The organism is Flavobacterium sp. ARAG 55.4 (genome assembly GCF_051846875.1).
Taxonomy (GTDB): Bacteria; Bacteroidota; Bacteroidia; order Flavobacteriales; family Flavobacteriaceae; genus Flavobacterium; species Flavobacterium plantiphilum.
On record NZ_JBPYCT010000023.1, the window covers coordinates 1 to 20,374 of the forward strand.

The 20,374-nt window shown below is 34.2% G+C and carries 14 protein-coding genes and 1 tRNA gene; 8 read left to right on the forward strand and 7 right to left on the reverse strand.

What is annotated here, in order from left to right; genetic code table 11:
* Window position 1: 1 nt before the first annotated feature.
* Window positions 2-79: transfer RNA gene (locus ACSV4D_RS17595), tRNA-Val, on the forward strand.
* A 160-nt stretch (window positions 80-239) separates the two neighbouring features.
* Here the strand turns inward: ACSV4D_RS17595 and ACSV4D_RS17600 are convergent.
* The gene (locus tag ACSV4D_RS17600; RefSeq protein ID WP_439229300.1) at window positions 240-416 is read right to left on the reverse strand and encodes a transposase; all 177 of its coding nucleotides are present in this window, start codon (window positions 414-416) and stop codon (window positions 240-242) included.
* A 177-nt stretch (window positions 417-593) separates the two neighbouring features.
* On the opposite strand from ACSV4D_RS17600, the gene ACSV4D_RS17605 reads away from it, so the two are divergent.
* On the forward strand, window positions 594-4,172 hold the full coding sequence (locus ACSV4D_RS17605; RefSeq protein ID WP_439229301.1) for a LamG-like jellyroll fold domain-containing protein: 3,579 nt from the start codon (window positions 594-596) through the stop codon (window positions 4,170-4,172).
* 58 nt (window positions 4,173-4,230) lie between these two features.
* Here ACSV4D_RS17605 and ACSV4D_RS17610 read toward each other — a convergent pair whose 3' ends face one another.
* From ACSV4D_RS17610 to gldJ, 3 genes are all read right to left on the reverse strand, one after another.
* Window positions 4,231-5,784, reverse strand: coding sequence for an FAD-dependent oxidoreductase (locus ACSV4D_RS17610; RefSeq protein WP_439229302.1), 1,554 nt, complete (start codon window positions 5,782-5,784; stop codon window positions 4,231-4,233).
* Between the two features lie 86 nt (window positions 5,785-5,870).
* Window positions 5,871-7,157 (reverse strand): UDP-N-acetylmuramoyl-tripeptide--D-alanyl-D-alanine ligase, encoded by a 1,287-nt coding sequence (locus ACSV4D_RS17615; RefSeq protein ID WP_439229303.1) that lies wholly within the window; start codon window positions 7,155-7,157, stop codon window positions 5,871-5,873.
* A 65-nt stretch (window positions 7,158-7,222) separates the two neighbouring features.
* A complete protein-coding gene (gene gldJ / locus ACSV4D_RS17620; RefSeq protein WP_439229304.1) occupies window positions 7,223-8,893 on the reverse strand; it encodes a gliding motility lipoprotein GldJ in 1,671 nt (556 codons plus the stop codon).
* A gap of 439 nt (window positions 8,894-9,332) precedes the next feature.
* Here gldJ and porV point away from each other — a divergent pair, with 439 nt between their 5' ends.
* The 4 genes from porV to ACSV4D_RS17640 all read left to right on the forward strand — a co-directional run bounded on the left by porV (window position 9,333) and on the right by ACSV4D_RS17640 (window position 13,842).
* On the forward strand, window positions 9,333-10,499 hold the full coding sequence (gene porV, locus ACSV4D_RS17625) for a type IX secretion system outer membrane channel protein PorV (RefSeq protein WP_408082822.1): 1,167 nt from the start codon (window positions 9,333-9,335) through the stop codon (window positions 10,497-10,499).
* Between the two features lie 75 nt (window positions 10,500-10,574).
* Window positions 10,575-11,057, forward strand: a complete 483-nt coding sequence (gene cdd / locus ACSV4D_RS17630) for a cytidine deaminase (RefSeq protein ID WP_439229305.1) — start codon at window positions 10,575-10,577, stop codon at window positions 11,055-11,057.
* A 144-nt stretch (window positions 11,058-11,201) separates the two neighbouring features.
* The gene (pdhA, locus tag ACSV4D_RS17635; RefSeq protein WP_073245817.1) at window positions 11,202-12,200 is read left to right on the forward strand and encodes a pyruvate dehydrogenase (acetyl-transferring) E1 component subunit alpha; all 999 of its coding nucleotides are present in this window, start codon (window positions 11,202-11,204) and stop codon (window positions 12,198-12,200) included.
* 7 nt (window positions 12,201-12,207) lie between these two features.
* Window positions 12,208-13,842, forward strand: coding sequence for a 2-oxo acid dehydrogenase subunit E2 (locus tag ACSV4D_RS17640; protein WP_439229306.1), 1,635 nt, complete (start codon window positions 12,208-12,210; stop codon window positions 13,840-13,842).
* Between the two features lie 95 nt (window positions 13,843-13,937).
* On the opposite strand, the gene ACSV4D_RS17645 is transcribed toward ACSV4D_RS17640, so the two are convergent.
* On the reverse strand, window positions 13,938-14,660 hold the full coding sequence (locus tag ACSV4D_RS17645; protein ID WP_439229307.1) for a hypothetical protein: 723 nt from the start codon (window positions 14,658-14,660) through the stop codon (window positions 13,938-13,940).
* A gap of 68 nt (window positions 14,661-14,728) precedes the next feature.
* Complete coding sequence (locus ACSV4D_RS17650) at window positions 14,729-15,973, reverse strand: glycosyltransferase (protein WP_439229308.1); 1,245 nt, start codon at window positions 15,971-15,973, stop codon at window positions 14,729-14,731.
* Window positions 15,974-16,083: 110 nt separating this feature from the next.
* Between ACSV4D_RS17650 and ACSV4D_RS17655 the strand changes: the two genes are divergently transcribed.
* A complete protein-coding gene (locus tag ACSV4D_RS17655) occupies window positions 16,084-16,665 on the forward strand; it encodes a tRNA-(ms[2]io[6]A)-hydroxylase (protein WP_439229309.1) in 582 nt (193 codons plus the stop codon).
* 51 nt (window positions 16,666-16,716) lie between these two features.
* Window positions 16,717-19,464: a hypothetical protein gene (locus ACSV4D_RS17660; RefSeq protein WP_439229310.1), complete on the forward strand. Its 2,748-nt coding sequence runs from the start codon at window positions 16,717-16,719 to the stop codon at window positions 19,462-19,464.
* Window positions 19,465-19,682: 218 nt separating this feature from the next.
* Here ACSV4D_RS17660 and ACSV4D_RS17665 read toward each other — a convergent pair.
* Window positions 19,683-20,374, reverse strand: a 692-nt coding sequence (locus ACSV4D_RS17665) for an outer membrane beta-barrel protein (protein ID WP_439229311.1), incomplete at its 5' end; no start/stop codon positions are given.

Consider the following 20,374-nt stretch of genomic DNA (forward strand, 5'->3'; position numbering starts at 1 on the left):
AGGGCGATTAGCTCAGCTGGTTCAGAGCACCTCGTTTACACCGAGGGGGTCGGGGGTTCGAACCCCTCATCGCCCACCAAATTTACACAAACCTCTAAATTCATTGATTTTAGAGGTTTTTTTTATGGTTGAATGTAATTGAACTAAAATAATTTAGGACCAGGTTCAAAAGTTGAGGATTAACCAAAAAGGTTAGATAATCTGAATAGAAAAAAATCAATTTTTCGGACTCCTCAAAATTAACTTCTAAAAGCTTTTATTTTAACATTGAAAGATTCTGTCGAAGCATTTACGCTTCGATTATCAAAATAATTCAGAATCGATTGATTATTCAGAGTTAAGGTATTGAGTAGGATGCTGAAATTTTTAAATCCAGATTCTTCTACTTTTTTTTTGCACCAGACATTTCTAATCACTGTTTGATATTATTGTATTGGGAAGTCTTGGCATTTTTCTGTTCATGGATATAACTTTATTTTCTTTAAAGTAATGCAATTAGCTTAAATAGTACACTTGTCAGTGCAGGATAGCGCAGGATGCTAATAAAATGTTAAATGGATATTTTTGGGATAACCAACCTAAATTATTTATTTATGAAATTAAAAACTTTACTTTTCAAACAAGTACCAAAAGCTTTATTGTTTTATGGGCTTGTGCTAACTTCTGAGGCTTTGCACTCTCAAACATTAGCCTTTCCAGAAGCTCAGGGATTCGGAAGATATACAACCGGAGCAAGAGGAGCCAGTAATCCTCAAATTTACTTAGTTACAAATTTAAATGATAGTGGTCCTGGTTCATTTCGTGATGCTGTTAGTCAGGAAGGTCGTTTTGTGATTTTTAAAGTGGGAGGTATAGTTAATCTGCAGTCCCAAATTGTCGTTGCTAAAAATACAACTATTGCCGGTCAGACTGCTCCCGGAGAAGGTATTGTTTTTTTAGGTCCAAGAGTTACATTTACAGGAGCTAGCAATACTATTGCACGTTATCTGCGTATTCGTTATGGTGGTACTTCACAGAATCAAGATGCATCAGGTTTAGCTAATGGTGCAAACATGATTTTTGATCATATGACTTTTACATGGGGGACAGATGAAGTGTTTTCTATTAACTGGGATAGTAAAGGGACAAGTCCAGATAATATTACAATTCAGAATTCTATTATTGGACAAGGTTTACATCGTCATAATCATTCGGCAGGTGGCTTAATACAGCCTTCTGCAGGTGGCAAGGTGAGTTTAATAGGTAACCTGTATATCTGCAACAAAACGCGAAATAATAAAATCAAAGGGATTAATGAGTTTGTAAATAACGTAGTTTACAACTGGGGGAACTATGGTAACACTTATGGACATACCGAATCAGGTGATGCCTACATCATGGGTGGTGATTCTGCGGGAAGTTCAGATGTAAATATTATAAATAATTATTTCATCGGCGGACCCAATACCAGTACTTCTATTTCTACACCTTTTAACAGGGGGAATTCTAATTTCTTTTTGTATGGTTCGGGGAATTATTTTGATAATAACAGAAACGGCGTATTAGATGGAACTTTAGTTCCTCAGGATTTAACAGGATATCCTACAGGAGATGCAGCGAGTATTTTATCAACTCCTTATGATTATCCTTTTAAAAATACCTCTCTCACAGCTCAGAATGCATATGATAAGATTGTTTCAAGTGTAGGTGCTTCTTATCCAAGACGTGATCAGGTTGATAATTTAATGATTTCTGATTTAATGTCAAAGGGAACAGCTGCGACTTATGTTTATGTGCAGTCTGATTTGACTAAACAATTCGGTTTTATAAATGGTGGTGCAGGTCATGTATATGGTGCTCCGGCACCTTTGGACACTGATAATGACGGAATGCCTGATGTCTGGGAAGACAGCAATGGATTAAACAAAAACAGTGCGGCTGATGCATTGGTTTTTAGCACAACTTCTCCTCAGTATTTAAATATTGAAGTATATATTAACGGATTGATTAATACAATTCCTCCTGATTTTGTTATTCCTCCTACTGCCATTACTTTGAATGCAAGTTCAGTAGAAACTCCTGCACCGTCGAGTAAGATTACCTTAAATTGGATAGATAATTCTGACAATGAAACTAGTTTTGTAATTGAGCGTTCTACAAATGGAACTTCTTTTTCACAAGTTGCAATAGTAGATTCTAATACTGTTACTTATACTGATGCTAATTTAATTCCTAATACAAAATATTATTACCGTGTAAAAGCTACCACTGCTGTAGAGTCTTCGAGTTATAGTGATGTGAATTCAGTCACAACTCCGGCTTTGCCTTCGGCACCAAATAAAACAGCTAACCCAAATCCAACCAATGAATTTAATTATGCTGAACCTGCTAACGGAAGCCTTGTGTTAAAATGGACAGGGAGTAGTAATACTATAACTTATGCAGTCTATATCGGTACAGATTCATCTAATTTAAACAAGGTAGCAGATGTAAATTACGCAGCAAGTCCATCTTATACTGTTTCTGGTTTAAATTCCGATACAAATTATTATTGGAGAATAGATGCAACTAATGCAAAAGGGACAGTAGAAGGTGATATTTGGCATTTTAGAACGATTTCTGATTTTCCAACTGATATGATAGGACATTGGCCATTTAGAGAAGATGCCGGTGAGGGTGATGATATTGTCGATTTATCTGAATTTAATAACAATGGTAAATTAGATCTTGATTTTGATAATACTACGGTAAGAATTGACGGTAAAGCAAATAAAGCACTTGATTTTTCATCCTCAAATAATAATAGTTATATGGCTAGTATTCCTAACAGGGATCAAATTTATTTTAATAATGGCTCGTTTTCTATTTCTTTTTGGATGAAAGCGGCACCTGGATTATTGCCTACCGGTTCAACAAGTTCAGCTTATTTATTATGCAAGGGCTCTTTTACAAAGAATGCAAATACCGGAGCAACAGGAAAACGTTATAATATCGAATTTAAAAGTGGAGAACTGCGTTTTGCTATCGATGATGATGTCACTAAAAAAGAATTGAAAGGAGTAGGTTCAAGATTCTTTACCGGGAATTGGGAGCATGTTGTGGTCATGAGAGATGTAGCTGATCATAAATTACGACTTTATTTAAATGGTGTACTTCAGAGTGAACTTAGCGAAACTGGAGTAGGAGGTATTGCTGAACCAACAGACCTGATACTTGGGAATATTGGTGAACTTGAACTGGCTTCAGGAACAGCACCAGCACCGTACAAAGGAAAATTAGATGAATTAAAAATATTTAATTATGCTTTGTCTGCTTCGCAAATTGCTGAAATATATACTACAACAGTTATTAATGCTCCTTCTGGTATTACATTTGAGACCAATACTATTGCCAGACCTTTAGCCGAAGCTACTACAGTATTGAACTGGGTGGATAATTCAAACAATGAAACTAATTTTGTGCTGGAACGTTCGTTAGACACTGTTTCTTTTGAACCAATAGCAAACCTTGAAGCAAATACAATCACTTACACTGATACAGAGGTCGTTCATAGTACTAAATATTATTATCGCTTAAAAGCGACTAAAAATACCGACTCTTCTAATTACAGTGAAATTCTTGAAGTTACAACTAAGGCAGCTCCTGCTCCGGTAAAAGCAGCTAATCCAAGTCCGGAAAATGGTTCTTACTTTTTAGAATTGCCTGTCGAGAATTTCAATCTTGTCTGGGAAGGGAATACTGATGCGACAAAGTACGCAGTGTATTTTGGTACTGATCCTGAAAATCTTAATAAACTTGTGGAGATTCCTTATTCAGAAAATTTATCGTATCAGTTGCCGGATGAGTTAACTTCGAGAGTATATTACTACTGGAGAATAGATGCTATAAATGATTACGGAACTACAACAGGAAATGTGTGGAGTTTTAGAATAACTACCAATGAAATTGCAATTCATCCTAATCCAGTAAAAGAGCAGATTAATATTAATATTCCGTCTTATAATTCTCCTAATATTACAGCAACTTTAATGGATACAACTGGGAATGTATTCTTTAGTAATGTGTTAAATAGTAATGGAAATAGTAAAGGAAATTTTAAAATTCGCTTGAATAATAATTATACTCCGGGTCTTTATATTTTAAATATTACCGGTGATGACTTAAATAATAATGTAAAAGTATTGATAAAATAACCTTTTTAAAAATTATAGTTTCAAAAAGCTCCATTAGAAATAGTGGAGCTTTTTTAGTTTATTTTATCCAATATCTCTGAGCTAATTGTTTAAAAAGAATAATTTGTTCTTGTTTCCATTGTTCATTTCTTCCTAATGTTGCTCTCATTATTTCTGCGACACAGTCTGTAGTTTCGGTGGCGGCTTTTGTATCCAGAAAGAGTAGTCTTGTTCTTCTTGCTAAAATATCTTCCACTGTTAAAGCCATTTCGTTTTCAACAGCCCAGACAATTTCGGCTTTTGTGTAGGGATAAGAAGGATGTATTTTTTCAGATAACGAACAGTCTTTTTTCATCATTTGTAAAATGAGTTCTGAATCTGAACCATAGATGTCTAAATGTGAATTATTTTTGTGATGGGAAAAACCATGAATTTTCAAACGTTTTGTTTTGCATCTGACAAAATTTAATCCGGAATGTGATAATGCTTTATTGATGGTTTCTTCGGCCATATTTCTGTAAGTAGTCCACTTACCACCGGATACATTTACAAGACCGGAAGGATAAATCTGAATAAGATGTTCTCTTGATAAAACAGCCGTATTTGTACCGGAACCTTCCTTTATTAATGGACGTAATCCAACAAAAACACTACTGATATCAGTATCTGTAATGGATTTGACAGCATATTTATTAAAATGACTGATTATAAAATCAATTTCCTCTTTTAGAGGTTTTGGTTCTAAAAGTATTTGATTAACAGCAGTATCGGTAGTCCCCAGTAATAGTTTATCATGCCAGGGAATGATAAATAAAACTCTGCCGTCACTGGTTTTTGGAATCAGCATTCCCGACAAACTTTGAAAATGTTCTTTATTTACAACCAGATGAATTCCTTGGGAAGGAGTCATTGTTGTTTCAGAATGTCCTTCAGCTTTTTGTAATAAAGCATCAGCAAACACTCCTGTTGCATTGATAATTATTTTTGATTTAATGCTAAATTCCTGATTTGAGAACTCCTCTTTCGCTTTCAATCCAATGATCTTATTTTCTTCTTTTATAAAATCAGTTACCCCGCAATAATTAAGTACTAAAGCACCATAATCCGATGCTGTTTGTGCTAAATTGATTGCTAATCGGCTGTCATCAAACTGACCGTCATAATACAAAATTCCTCCTTTTAATTTGTCGGAATTTAAATCAGGCAGTTCCTTTAAAGTTGTTGTTTTTGAAAGAATTTTTGTTTTTCCCAAGCTAAATTTTGCCGACAGAAATTCATAAATCCATAAGCCAAAACCATAATAATATTTGTCCCATAAATGATATGCAGGTAATATAAATCGCAACTTATGGGAGACATGAGGAGCATTTCTTAGTATTCGGCCTCTTTCTAATAATGCCTCTCTGACTAAATGGATGTTGCCCTGAGCCAAATAACGAACGCCTCCGTGGATTAATTTAGTAGAGCGGCTTGAAGTGCCTTTAGCAAAATCATATTTTTCTAAAAGCAAAGTTTTGTATCCTCTGCTGGCAGCGTCAACTGCGCAGCCTAAACCCGTTGCACCACCGCCAATTATTACAATATCAAATTCATTGTCTTTAAGAAGCAGTTTGAGCTTTTCATCTCTATTCATACAAAAAAAAAAATTAGCCATACAGTAATTACTGTAGAGCTAAAGTTAATTTATTTTTCTGTGAACCGAATTTTTTTCTGAAAAAACTATTTGATATAATCTAAAGTGCGTTCTAAAGCCATCCCTCTGGAACCTTTAATTAATAGGGTGCTGTTTTCAAAATGCTGCTTATTTATAATGGCTGAAAAGGAATCGAAATTTTCATAAAAATGGAAATTATTTTTTTGAATTTGGCATTCATAAAAAGCTTTTCCAACAAAATAACATTGGATGTTTATTTCATTTTTTAATAAATCGACCAAAGCTGTATGTTCTTGATGAGTCGAAGAGCCTAACTCGAACATGTCACCTAAAATCATGATTTTATTTTCTTTTTCGAGCTGTAAAAAGTTTGTTATCGCAACCAGCATACTGCTGGGATTAGCATTATAAGCATCCAGAATAATTTCGTTGCTTGCTTTTGTTAATAGTTGCGATCTGTTGTTTTCAGGTATGTAGCTTTCTAATGCTGATTTTATGGCTTCGTTTTCTACTTTAAAGAATTGTCCTATTGTTAAAGCCGCGTTAACGTTATTAGCATTGTACAAACCTATTAAATGGGTTTTAATACGGATAGAATCAAATAAGATCTCTACAAATGGATTTGCTTTTATTTCAGAAATTGTAACGTTTGCATTTTCTTTATTAACACCAAAAGAATAATGCTTCAAAATTTTTGATTTTTCGACCTGAATAGGGTCTTCAAGGTTGATGAAAGCTAATTTTTCATTTTTGAAAAGATACTGATACATTTCACTTTTTCCTTCAATAACACCTTCTACACCGCCAAATCCTTCCAGATGTGCTTTTCCAAAATTTGTAATATATCCGTAATCCGGCTGAGCTATCTCGCAAAGAAATTCGATTTCTTTTTTATGATTAGCTCCCATTTCTACAATTCCTATTTCGGTATTGGTATCAAATGATAACAGGGTCAAAGGAACTCCTATATGATTATTCAAATTACCAATAGTAGCTTTTGTTTTGTACTTTTTAGTCAAAACTACATTAATTAATTCTTTGGTAGTTGTTTTTCCGTTACTTCCTGTCAGTGCAATAATGGGTAGTTTTAAATAGTTTCTATGAAACTTAGCTAATTCCTGTAAAGCAGTTAAACTGTTTTTTACCAAAATGGTTCTGTCATCAATATAATAAGCTTCATTGTCAATTATTACATATGAAGCACCCTTTTCCAAGGCTTCAGCTGCAAAAGTATTGGCATCGAAACGATCTCCTTTGATGGCTACAAATATTGATTGTTTCTGGATTTTTCGGGTATCTGTTGAAACTCCTGTAGATTTTAAAAATAAACTATGAATGTGAGGGATATTCATATAAAAAGTGATTTAAAAAATAAAAAGCCCTAATCAAAGGGCTTTTATCTAATAGGTTGTATAAATTAATTTCTAGGTGTTTTTCTCTTATCTGATTTTGGTCCTACTCTTGACATAGCACATCTGAATCCTATATAATCAGTAGCCATATCCTGAGGAAAGTATCTTCTCTGAGCAGGATCTAACCAATAAGCTCTGTCTCTCCAGGAACCACCTTTGTATACTCTGATTTGATCATTGATAAGGGTTGTTCGCTTACTGGATTTATCATACTTTCTAACCATGTTACCTAAACTATCTGTAGTTACATTGTGTTTTGGCGAGTTATACATTTTGTCAATTTCTTTCTCATTATCTGATTCAGAGAAACCAAAATTATAGTATCTGGAAGACTGCCTGTCACCATCTCTGTAATTGATGTTGTTGCTTTTGTCAAAGTTTTGTCTTAGATAAGTTTCTTGTTCATCAACCGGAACCTGAGCTATTTCTCCCGGAAGATTACGTGCTATTATTTTTCCGTTACTAAGGGTGTCATACTTCATGTTTTCTTTAGTAACAAGTTCAATTTTTCCGTCTGGGCCAATTTTATTTTTAGTGTATAAATTTCCTCTGAAATAATTGAAATCATTTGCCTCATTATCGATAATTGGTCTGTAAACATCTGCTACCCATTCGGCAACGTTGCCAGCCATATCATACAGTCCAAAATCATTAGCCGGATATGATTTAACAGCGTTTGTAATGTCGGCACCATCATCTGACCATCCTGCAATACCTCCGTAATCACCATTTCCTTGTTTAAAGTTGGCTAATTGATCTCCTCTATTTTGTCTTTTCCCGGAACGGGTATATTCACCTGACCAAGGGTATTTCTTTTGTCCTTTGTAGATATTGTATTCTCTTTGACCTACATCAGCAGCTGCGGCATATTCCCATTCGGCTTCTGTTGGCAATCTGTATTCCGGCATAATAATTCCTGAAGAACGTTGTGCATAGACACCTTTTGCTTCAGATGTATTTCCGTCTTTTGATTTTACTGTTCTTCCTTTTGATTTTTGCAATACAATTTCTTCACTGCCACCTCTGGCAGTTGATGGAGACATTAAATAAGCTTCAGTACTAAAAGAATTGTCAGCAGTTACATCTTCTGTTTTTGAATTTTTTTTCAAATAACCGTTTTTTTCCAAAATTCCTTCATTCACACGATCTGTTCTCCATTTTGCAAAATCCACCGCCTGAATCCAATTTACTCCTACAACAGGATATTCGGCATAAGCAGGATGTCTTAGGTAGTTGTTAGTCATCGTTTCATTGTAACCTAATCGGTTTCTCCATACAAGAGTATCCGGAACAACACCGTTATAGACATCTTTGTAATTTTCATCTGTAGGCGAAAATACATTTTTAACCCAATCTAAGTATTCTAAATACATAAAATTAGTTACCTCAGTTTCGTCCATGTAAAAAGACTGAACGTGTTGTTGAGTAGGGGTGTTATTCCAGTCGTGCATTACATCATCCTGTACTCTTCCCATTGTAAAAGTTCCTCCCTCGACAAAAACTAATCCAGGACCAGCTTCTTGTTTTTTAGCAGCTTGAACTTTTTTACTGTCTACATTCCAACCTGTTGCTCTTGAGGCTCCTTTAGAACTTGATTTCTTACTACAGCTAGCAAAGCCTATAGCCACAATCACTGACAACATTAATCGAAAAACTGTAATTTTATTTACTTTCATACTCTTTACTAAGGTAATATTTGTGCATTGCAATATAATAATTAACGATTAACCTGCAATATCATTTAAATAATTATATACTGTTTCTTTTATTCAAAATTAACGCAAATTTATACTATTTATTATTTATTCATATACTTAATGCTTTTTTTTTATGCTTTTACACTTTTCTTTAAAAATTAGAGTTGAAACTACTGTTTAAAATAATTAAATTGTGAGGTTTTTGCTTTTAAATTGTGATTTTTATAAAAAAACAGATGGAATAAAAAACGGGATAATGACAAGCACAATATAAATTAAAAACAACAGTTATATAGATTTATATATTTAGGAATCAGTTGTGGTACGATTGTCTGATTCCAATAAAAACTAAAAACAGAAATACTTGCAACTTTTTAATAAAACACTATATTTGTTTCAAATAATTTTCTATTAACCAATGAAAAAAACAATACTTTTAACCATTTCTTTGTTTTCAATTGCAGTGATTCAGGCTCAGGAAAGAATAATTACTACTGCAGTTCCTTTTCTTACAGTGTCTGCAGATGCCAGAGCTGCGGGTATGGGAGATATGGGGGTAGCTACTTCATCAGATGCTTTTTCTCAGCAATGGAATCCGGCAAAATATGCTTTTGCAATCGACAAACAAGGAATTAGTGCCAGTTACACTCCATATTTAACAGGTCTTGCTAACGATATTTCATTAGGACAAATTACTTATTATAATAAAATTTCTGACAGAAGTGCTTTTGCTGGAAGTCTTCGTTATTTTGGTTTTGGTGATATTGAATTAAGACAGGATGCATCTGATGTAAATCCTCCTGTTGTGTCACCAAACGAGTTTGCTCTTGATGGCTCCTATTCTCTAAAATTAAGTGAGAGATTTTCCATGGCGGTAGGTGCCAGATACATTCGTTCCAATTTAAAAGTAACTACCGGTACTGAAGATGCTACTGCAGCGAGTTCGTTTGCAATTGATGTAGCCGGTTTTTATCAGTCTGAAGAGATTGCATATAATAGATTTAACGGTAGATGGAGAGCCGGTTTTAATATTCAGAATCTTGGACCCAAACTGAGCTATGATAATGACGAAATTAGCGCTAACTTTTTGCCTGCTAATTTGAAACTAGGAACTGGTTTTGATTTTATTTTTGATGATTACAATAAGCTGGGATTAACTGTAGAACTTAATAAATTACTGGTTCCTACACCTCAAAATCCGGATTTAAACGGAGATGGTGCAGTGACTGACGAAGAAAGAAGTCAAAACATAGATAATTACCGTTCTATCGGTTGGGTTTCCGGGGTTTTTAAATCTTTTGGAGATGCCCCTGATGGTTTTGGTGAAGAACTTAAAGAAGTTATGTACGCTGTAGGTGCTGAGTATTCTTATCAGGATGCTTTTGCTATGCGTGTAGGATATCATCATGAAAATATAGATAAAAGTGGATTGAGATATTTTACATTAGGAGCCGGTTTTAAATATACAACTGTAAAAATAGATGTTTCTTATCTGTTTTCAGCTTCAAAAATTCCAAATCCTCTGGAGAACACTCTTCGTTTTTCATTGACATTTAACTTTGGAGATAAATACGAAGAATATTAATTTCGAATAAAAACTAGAACTAAATTCAAATTTCCCTTAAATGAAATTTGGATTTTTTTTTATCCAAAAAATAAAATGGAAGAAATCACTATTACAACTAAGTTTGCTGTTTTTGACAATACTGAACAACTGCCGGACGAAATTAAGTGTCTCTTTGAGCAGGCAACTGAAATTCAAAAAAATGCGCATGCTCCTTATTCTAATTTCAGAGTGGGTGCGGCGATAGCCTTGGATAGTGGAAAAATTGTTTTAGGGAGTAATCAGGAAAATGCGGCTTATCCGTCAGGACTTTGTGCTGAAAGAGTGGCGCTTTATCAAGCGGCTTCTAATTTTCCGGAATCTAAAATTCTGAAAATAGTAATTGCCGCCGCACCGGAAGCAACAGGGATTCCTGTGCCAATTACTCCTTGTGGTTCCTGCAGGCAGTCTATTGCCGAATATGAAATAAAACAGGAAAGCCCGATCGAAATTTATTTTATGGGCGAAAAAGGGAAAATTTATAAATCAGAATCTTTAAAAAACCTGCTCCCTTTATTATTTAACAAAAAACTGCTCTAATAAAACTAAAAATTAGCTTTATAATTTTAGTTCTTAGATGGAATGTCCTATTTTTGCATTTCGCAAATTTGACCATTTTAAATGAATTTGTGAAAAAGTACTAATTGACACACAATAAAAAACTTTAGTAAAAGAACACTTGAGATGAAAGAAGTTACAAAAGAAGTATATTTAAAGTGGTATGAAGACATGCTGCTTTGGAGAAAGTTTGAGGATAAACTGGCTGCATTATACATACAACAAAAAGTTAGAGGTTTTCTACATTTATATAATGGTCAAGAAGCCGTACTTGCAGGTGCATTGCATGCAATGGATTTAACCAAAGACAAAATGATTACTGCTTACAGAAACCACGTTCAGCCAATAGGTATGGGTGTAGATCCTAGACGCGTAATGGCTGAATTGCTTGGAAAAGCGACAGGAACTTCTAAAGGTATGGGTGGTTCTATGCATATTTTCTCAAAAGAACATCGTTTTTATGGTGGTCATGGTATTGTTGGAGGTCAGATTCCTGTTGGTGCCGGATTAGCTTTTGGAGACAAATACAATAATACAGGAGGAGTTACAATGACCTATTTTGGTGATGGTGCTGCTCGTCAGGGATCTTTACACGAAGCTTTCAACATGGCAATGTTATGGAAATTACCTGTTGTATTTATTGTTGAAAACAATGGTTATGCAATGGGAACTTCAGTAGAAAGAACAGCAAATCATACGGATATCTGGAAATTAGGTTTAGGATACGAAATGCCTTGTGGGCCGGTTGACGGAATGAATCCTGTAAAAGTAGCGGAAGCAATGACAGAAGCTATCGAAAGAGCCCGTCGTGGAGACGGACCAACTTTCCTGGAAATGAAAACATACCGTTACAGAGGACATTCTATGTCTGATGCACAATTATATCGTTCTAAAGAAGAGGTAGAAGAGTACAAGAAAATTGACCCTATTACTCAGATTTTAGACGTAATTAAAGATAAAAAATATGCTACCGATGAAGAAATCGAAGCAATTGATCAAAGGGTTAAGGATTTAGTTCAGGAATGTGTTGATTTTGCTGAATCTTCTCCGTACCCAGAGCCTGAGCAATTGTACGATGTAGTATATGCACAAGAAGATTATCCATTTACACCTCATAAATTATAAAAATATTATGGCGATAAAAGTAACAATGCCTCGTTTGAGCGATACTATGACGGAAGGAACAGTAGCGACATGGCTTAAAAAAGTAGGAGACAAAATTAGTGAAGGGGATATTCTTGCTGAAATTGAAACTGATAAAGCAACGATGGAATTCGAATCCTTCAATGAAGGAACGCTTTTACATATTGGAATTCCTGAAGGAGAAACAGCTCCTGTAGATTCTTTATTGGCAATTATCGGAGACGAAGGTGAAGATATTTCTGCTTTATTATCTGGTGGAGATGCTCCGGCTGCTACTGAAAAACCAGTTGTAACTGAAGAGAAGAAAGAAGATAAAAAAGAAGAACCAAAAGCTGCTAAACCAGCTGCTTCTTTACCTGCAGGTGTTGTTGTAGTAACAATGCCTCGTTTGAGTGATACTATGACTGAAGGAACAGTAGCTACCTGGTTGAAAAAAGTAGGTGACGCTGTTGCAGAAGGGGATATTCTTGCTGAAATTGAAACAGATAAAGCAACAATGGAATTCGAGTCTTTCAACGAAGGTACCTTATTATATATCGGAATTGAAGAAGGAAATACAGCTCCTGTTGATAGTCTTTTAGCTATCATTGGACCTGCAGGAACTGATATCAGCGGAATTGCTGATAATTACGTTGCCGATGGTGCTTCTCAAGCAACTCCTGCTGCCGAAGAAACAAAAGCAGCTGCTGTTGAAACTGCTTCAGCTCCGGTTGCTCAGGAAGAACCAGCTGACGGGAAGAGAATTTTAGCTTCTCCATTAGCAAAGAAAATTGCTTCTGACAAAGGAATCCAGTTAACACAAGTTAAAGGTTCAGGTGAAAACGGGCGTATCGTAAAAAGTGATATCGAAAACTTTACTCCTGCTGCTACCGCTCCACAGGTTGCTGCATCTGCTAAAGCAGAAACCGCTGCTGCACCAAAAGTTTTTGTTCCTGCCGGAGAAGTATATACAGAAGAAATTAAAAATTCGCAAATGCGTAAAATCATTGCGAAACGTTTATCAGAGTCATTATTCACGGCACCACATTACAACTTAGTAATTGAAGTGACTATGGATGAGGCAATGAAATCAAGAGCTACAATCAATAGTGTTCCGGATACTAAAGTATCTTTCAACGATATGGTTATCAAAGCTTGTGCTTTAGCATTGAAAAAACATCCGAAAATCAACTCTCAGTGGAAAGAAGATGCTATCATCATCAATCACCATGTGAACATTGGAGTTGCTGTAGCTGTTGAAGACGGCTTAGTAGTTCCTGTATTGAAATTCACTGACGCTATGAGTTTATCTCAAATTGGTGCTTCAGTAAGAGACCTTGCCGGAAGAGCTAAAAACAAGAAGTTAGGACCTGCAGAAATGGAAGGAAGTACTTTTACCGTTTCTAATCTTGGAATGTTTGGTATCACTGAATTCAACTCTATCATTAACCAACCAAACTCAGCTATCCTTTCAGTAGGAGCAATCGTTGAGAAACCAGTGGTTAAAAACGGACAAATCGTTGTAGGTAACACGATGATGCTATCTCTTGCTTGTGACCACCGTACTATCGATGGAGCAACCGGAGCGCAGTTCTTACAAACATTAAAACAATACATTGAAAACCCGGTAACTATGCTTGCGTAATAACTCGGTTGTTTATAATAAGATCCCGTTTTGAGAAATCAGAACGGGATTTTTTGTTTAGGATTATCCAATTTACCACTCTTCTTTATCTTAAACTATTCAATTTTTATAAGACAATATTTAAAGGTCGTATTCTCTATCTTTGAAAAATCTTTCCAAGATATTACATAATCATTTAACAGATCTAATTTATAAAAATATTCTTTTGTGCATGACCAATGCTGCTCTTTTGAATTAATATTGCACCAAACATTATTTTCGTTTAATTTATATTTGTCTTTATTTATAGTACTATAATTCCAACTCAAATCAAAACGATTAAGTATCACATTATCATGAAATGAAAAATGTTTATCAAAATTGTCTTTTTCAAAAACATTATTTTCAAAATACTGATTATCATTTGTTATAATTAAAACATAACCGTATTTATAATTCAAATTTTTTGATTTATAATTTTCAATTCTATAAATATCTTTTCTAAAGCTGTATCTTCCTACATCTGGAGCACCATGCCCTGCCAAAGAATAATTTTCGCCACTAATTTCAATGTTTGCTTTTTTTGTTTTATATTTTAATTCAATCGGATAAGTTCCACCATCAGCATCAATAACTACAATATCTATTGGAGCTCTAACAATTACCTTTTGCCCGTTCTGATTAATCATCTCTAATGATACAGGTCTTTCAAGACGAATTTCGAATTCAGGATTACTTTCTTTTATAATAAAAGCTAAAGATAATTTTAAATCATCTTCAGAATGAAATATCTGTCTTTGATTTTGAAGTTTTATAATTGATTTTTCAAAAAAATCCATATTTTGATATATAATTAATTTTTTGACAATTTACAAGTTAACGATATTACTTACCATATCAAAAACTTCTAACTTCTATTCTTCTCCTCAATCCATTTCGACATATACTTGGTGCTTTTCATAGTATGATGCTGCAACAATTCACCCATAAAATTATTCAGGCGATGTTCTTTTATATTCGAAACTAAAAATTCAATTTGATTAGCAAAATCCTCTTCAAACAACTCCCTTAAATAACGCTGGTTCATTATTGCAACTCCATTTTTTTGAGCTTGAAGCCATATTTCTTCATCCTGATACAATTGCACAGCTTTTTCAGCAAAAAATTCCGGATTGTCTTCCACAAAACCATTCCAAGGGAAATTTCCCAGCATTGATTCGGCTCCAATAGAAGTCGTAACACTTGGCGTTCCGCATTGCATGGCTTCTAATAATTTCCCTTTTATTCCGGCTCCAAAACGTAACGGAGCTAAAACCATACGGGCTTTTTGAACTACTTCCTGAGCTTTTTCAACACGGCCGTGAATTAGAAAACCTTCTTTTACGTTGTTTAATTGCAATACTTTTTGAGAAGGATAAGCGCCGTAGATATTCAAAACAGCTTCCGGCAATTGTTTTTTTATTAATGGCCAAATCGTCTCTTTTAAATATTGAACTGCATTCCAATTGGGTTCATGATAAAAATTACCAATAAATACAAAATCCTTTCGTTCTTCAAAAGAAGGTAATTTTTCCAAATAAGGAAGGGCATTCGATTCTAATAAAAGCGGTAAATAATACAATAAGCTTTTATCAATTTTAAAAACATTGGTCAATAATTCCATTTCATATTCGGAAATCATCAACGACAAGTCGCATCTTAAAATACTGGCAATTTCGCGCTTGGCTACTTCTTCGGTTAATAAATCTGAAATTTGAAATTCACGCTTTTCCTTAAATGCTTTTTGTCGTGCCAATCGCAAGCAATGCAAATCTTCGGTATCTAAAATTCGTAAAGCATCCGGACAATTTTCGGCAACACGCCAGCCAAATTGCTCCTCCATCATAAAACGATCAAATAAAACTACAGTAGGTTGTAACTCCCTGATAAATTCATCAAAGCTGGAATTATTCAAAGCTATAGCAACTTTTTCAACTTCATATTGACTTAAATCTACCATAAAATCACTATCCTGAGCCGGACTGGCAAAAGTAATTTTATAATCCTGTTCCTGAAATAAAGAGATTAATTGCATCATTCTTCCGCCTGCTGCAGAGGAATTGGGCTCAGGCCATACAAAACCGATTATTAAGAGTGATGACATCACATTCATAGTAACATAAAATTATTGGCACAAAATAATACTAAATTAATGGTTATTCACTCCTTTCGATTAAAATAACTGAAATAAAGATTAATTTTGCAGGACTAAAACAGAGCAATATGTTAGGATTAAAATTGGCCACCGACCCAAGATGGGTTAACATTGTAGAATCTAATATCGAAGAAATTTTAACCGATCATGCCTGGTGCGAACAAAAAGCCGCTTCCAATGCGATAAGTCTGATTACCCAAAACTCTGAAAAAGAAGAATTGGTTACCGCTTTAATGCTAATTGCTCAGGAAGAGATAGAACATTTCAAGATGGTGCATGATCTTATCAAAGAAAGAGGGCTTACTTTTGGGCGTGAACGCAAAGACAGTTATGTCAACGAGCTTTTTAAATTCATGAAAAAAGACGGAAGCCGTAATGATGCTTTGTGTGAAAGGTTGCTTTTTTCGGCGATGATTGAAGCCAGAAGTTGTGAACGTTTTAAAGTGCTCTCAGAAAACATTCAAGATCCGGAATTGGCTAAGTTTTATCGCGATTTGATGATTAGTGAAGCGGGACATTATACCACTTTTTTAGGCTTTGCTAAAAAATATGCCGATCATGTCGATGTTGACAAACGCTGGAAAGAATGGATTGATTATGAAACTTCAATCATTACCAATTACGGAAAAAATGAAACCGTACACGGATAATCTCAGATCCAAAACACGTTCCTGTTTTTATTTCACAAATACCTTTTCCTCATGGCTCACAAAAAAGCTATATTTTTTAAAATTTTAAAATATATAGGAATCACGTTAATCACTTTATTGGCTTTCATGTTTATTGCTCCTTATGTTTTTGCAGATAAAATCAATGCAGAAATAAAAAAAGTAGCCAATGAAAAACTAAATGCAACCTTAGATTATTCAGAATCGAATGTTTCTTTTTTTCAGCATTTTCCATCTTTGACCGTAAGTTTAAATCATTTTAAACTAAATGGTTCGGCACCTTACGAAAAGGAAAATCTAATTACGGCGAAAGAAATTGCTTTTGGTATTAATGTTTCTAGTTTGATTTTTGGCAACTCTGTAAATATTGATAAAATATATCTTTCAAATGCCGATATTAACGTAAAAGTAAATAAAGAAGGATTTGCGAATTACAATGTTTATAAATCCGGTAAAACCGAAACGACAGAAAAACAAGAAGATAGTTCGTTAAAACTGGAGAAGATAGAGATTACCAACAGTAAGATTGTTTATGATGATTTGTCGGCCAAATTTCATTTGGATATTTACGGTTTTAACTATCTGGGAAAAGGTGATTTAAGTAAAGCTATTTTTGATTTGTCTTCAAAAGCGCAGATTGAACAGTTTAATCTTTTGTATGACAATGAGCCTTATCTGATGAATAAAAAAGTAAATGCTGATTTGATTACTAAAGTAAATGTGAACTCGCTCTCGTTTGTGTTTCAGGAAAATGATTTAAAAATAAACAATCTGATAGTTGATTTTAAAGGGAAATTTGACTTCTTAAAAGAAGGGTACAAAATGGATTTTATCCTGAAAACAACCAATAGCAAGCTCCATGATTTTTTCACTGCTTTTCCTCCAAAGTTCATTAACTGGCTTGACAAAACCAAATTAACCGGAAAAACAGATTGTGTTTTATCTCTAAAAGGAAATTATATAGCGTCTAAAAATATTGCTCCAAAATTGGAATTGGATTTAAAAATCAAAGACGGAAGTATCAATTACAATCAAAGTCCGACTACGATTACCAACTTAAATGTTGATTTTGATACGCAATTACCTTCTTTAAATCCGGATTCGCTTGTTGTTGATTTAAGGAATCTATCCCTCAACATTGATAAAGAATCTTTAAAAGCAAAATTATACAGCACCGGAACCGAAATTCTGGATATTGATGCAGCGCTTAATGCTAAGATAGATCTGGAAAAACTTAATCGGGCGATAGGAATTCCGGATTTCGAGCTAAAAGGAATACTCATTGCTGACGGAACTTCAAAAGGAAAAATAGATAAAAAAAACGGCATATTTCCAATAACCAATGCTGTTATTAACTTAAACAATGGTTTTCTGAAGACAAAATACTATCCAAACCCGATCACTAACATTGGGATTGTTTCTACTATTTCAAATCCAAAAGGGACTTTTGATGATTTAAAAGTAGTTTTGCAACCCGCTCAGTTTACATTTGAAGGAAATCCGGTTTTTGTAAAAGCCAATCTTAGTAATTTTGACAATCTCATTTATGATATTCAAGCCAAAGGGACTTTAGATATTGGAAAAATCTATCAGGTTTTTTCTCAAAAAGGACTCGATGTTAAAGGTTTTATCAAAGCTGATTTAGCTTTAAAAGGGAAACAAAGTGATGCCGAAAAAGGAAATTATTCGAAACTAAAAAACAGCGGAACATTAGAAATTCGCAACATACAATTGGCATCTGAATATTTGCCAAAAACATTTCTTATTAAAGAAGGTATTTTTAAATTCCATAATGATAAAATGCGATTCAATACTTTCTTAGCTTCTTATGGTCAATCTGACTTTAAACTTAATGGTTATTTGCAAAATGTATTTAACTTTATTGCTGCCAAAGATGGCGTTTTACACGGTTCTTTTTCATTAAGTTCAAAATACATCAATACAGATGAATTTATGTCGAATACTACGGTAGCAACTCCTGAAACAAAAAGCAAAACTTCGACAGAAAACACTAATACCACAACGGAAACAGGAGTAATTGTGGTTCCGCCAAATTTAGATTTACGCTTCAGAGCCGATGCTCAAAAAGTAGATTTTAACGGATTAACACTTAAAAATGCCAAAGGAAGTCTGAAAATGAAAAACGGATTACTCAGGATGCAAAACACCGGTTTTGATTTAATTGGCTGTACCGTTGCCATGAATGCGACTTACAAAAGTGTCAACCCTAAAAATGCGCTTTTTGAATATCAAATCAAAGCCAATGAATTTGACATTAAAAGTGCTTATAATGAAGTAAAAATATTTAGAGAAATGGCCAGTGCCGCCGAAAAAGCGCAAGGAATCATTTCGCTTGACTATTCGCTTAAAGGACGCTTGAATCAAAACATGGAGCCGGTTTTCCCGTCTTTATCCGGAAACGGAGTCGTTTCGATAAAAAATGTCAAAATGTATGGAATGAAAATGTTTAGCAGTGTCGCTAAAAAAACGGATAAAGAAAGCATTAAAAATCCTGAACTGAATCAGGTAGATATTAAAAGCTCTATTAAAAATAATATTATTACCATTGAACGCTTCAAATTTAAATTTGCCGGATTCAGACCCCGAATTGAAGGAACCACCAGCTTAGACGGACGATTAAATCTTAAAATGAGATTAGGTTTACCGCCTCTTGGAATCCTTGGAATCCCTTTAACGATTACAGGAAATAAAGACAATCCTAAAATAAAAGTAGGAAGACAATCAGAAGATCTGGAAGAAATAAAGGATAGTATTCAGTAAACTGTTTGTCTAAGGATAAACTAAAGAGTTGTCTCAATTGGGATGACTCTTTTTTGATTTAGAAAAAAAACTCCTTAGTAAATTAAGGAGTTTTTTGAACTAGACATTATTCAGTATTTGAAGAAATAATCAAATACTATAGTTTTATATAGTATAACTTTAGGTGTTCCAAAAATTTATTTGAAGATGATTTACAGTCAAGATTTTAATAAATATAACTATTTAAAATTCCACCCTAATGTTATTCCAAAAGCCAGAGGTCTGATTTTTGCATTTTTATCAATACTGTACAAACCATTAGCTTTTCTTTCTGCAACTGAGGTTGGATTATATCCAATATAAGATTTATCAGTATCCTGATCAAGAATTGAACCATAGCCGTTTTCCAGAAACATAGCAGTATACAATGCATTTTTTGTTCCCACATCAAAGGTAAAACCCAATTCAAACATGCTCATTACAATACCCTTTGTTTGGTACTCTCCAGTGGCACTATAATTACTTTGCCCCCCAAAACCGTATTCGGGTAAATCATCAATAGTCAGGTTAACATCGGGATAATATGCAGTACCGTTTACATAAGCTGCGGAGGATTTAATTTTATAATCTACAGGAATAAAATATTTCGCTCCTGCTCTGAAATTAAAATCAACCCCTTTACTAATATTAGTTTTATATTGTAAAAACAAAGGGATTTGAATCGCCTGTAAAGTTTGTTTTTCTCTATAGTTACTAGTGGTAACATTATAAACAAATGCTGAAGTTGAGGGATCAATTTCAAAATTAGTTAAAGTTTGTGTTGCATTTTTCAAATAAACATCATGTTTATATTGAGAAAATTCTACGCCTGTACCTATTCCAAAATGATTAGTTAACGAATAGATATAACCCACTTTTAGCGCTCCTGCGT

Bases quoted from the DNA above. Each gene is read 5' to 3' on its own strand.
- ACSV4D_RS17605 (WP_439229301.1), top strand. From the start codon at position 594: ATGAAATTAAAAACTTTACTTTTCAAACAAGTACCAAAAGCTTTATTG.
- ACSV4D_RS17610 (WP_439229302.1), bottom strand. From the start codon at position 5,784: ATGAATAGAGATGAAAAGCTCAAACTGCTTCTTAAAGACAATGAATTT.
- ACSV4D_RS17615 (WP_439229303.1), bottom strand. From the start codon at position 7,157: ATGAATATCCCTCACATTCATAGTTTATTTTTAAAATCTACAGGAGTT.
- gldJ (WP_439229304.1), bottom strand. From the start codon at position 8,893: ATGAAAGTAAATAAAATTACAGTTTTTCGATTAATGTTGTCAGTGATT.
- porV (WP_408082822.1), top strand. From the start codon at position 9,333: ATGAAAAAAACAATACTTTTAACCATTTCTTTGTTTTCAATTGCAGTG.
- cdd (WP_439229305.1), top strand. From the start codon at position 10,575: ATGGAAGAAATCACTATTACAACTAAGTTTGCTGTTTTTGACAATACT.
- pdhA (WP_073245817.1), top strand. From the start codon at position 11,202: ATGAAAGAAGTTACAAAAGAAGTATATTTAAAGTGGTATGAAGACATG.
- ACSV4D_RS17640 (WP_439229306.1), top strand. From the start codon at position 12,208: ATGGCGATAAAAGTAACAATGCCTCGTTTGAGCGATACTATGACGGAA.
- ACSV4D_RS17645 (WP_439229307.1), bottom strand. From the start codon at position 14,660: ATGGATTTTTTTGAAAAATCAATTATAAAACTTCAAAATCAAAGACAG.
- ACSV4D_RS17650 (WP_439229308.1), bottom strand. From the start codon at position 15,973: ATGAATGTGATGTCATCACTCTTAATAATCGGTTTTGTATGGCCTGAG.
- ACSV4D_RS17655 (WP_439229309.1), top strand. From the start codon at position 16,084: ATGTTAGGATTAAAATTGGCCACCGACCCAAGATGGGTTAACATTGTA.
- ACSV4D_RS17660 (WP_439229310.1), top strand. From the start codon at position 16,717: ATGGCTCACAAAAAAGCTATATTTTTTAAAATTTTAAAATATATAGGA.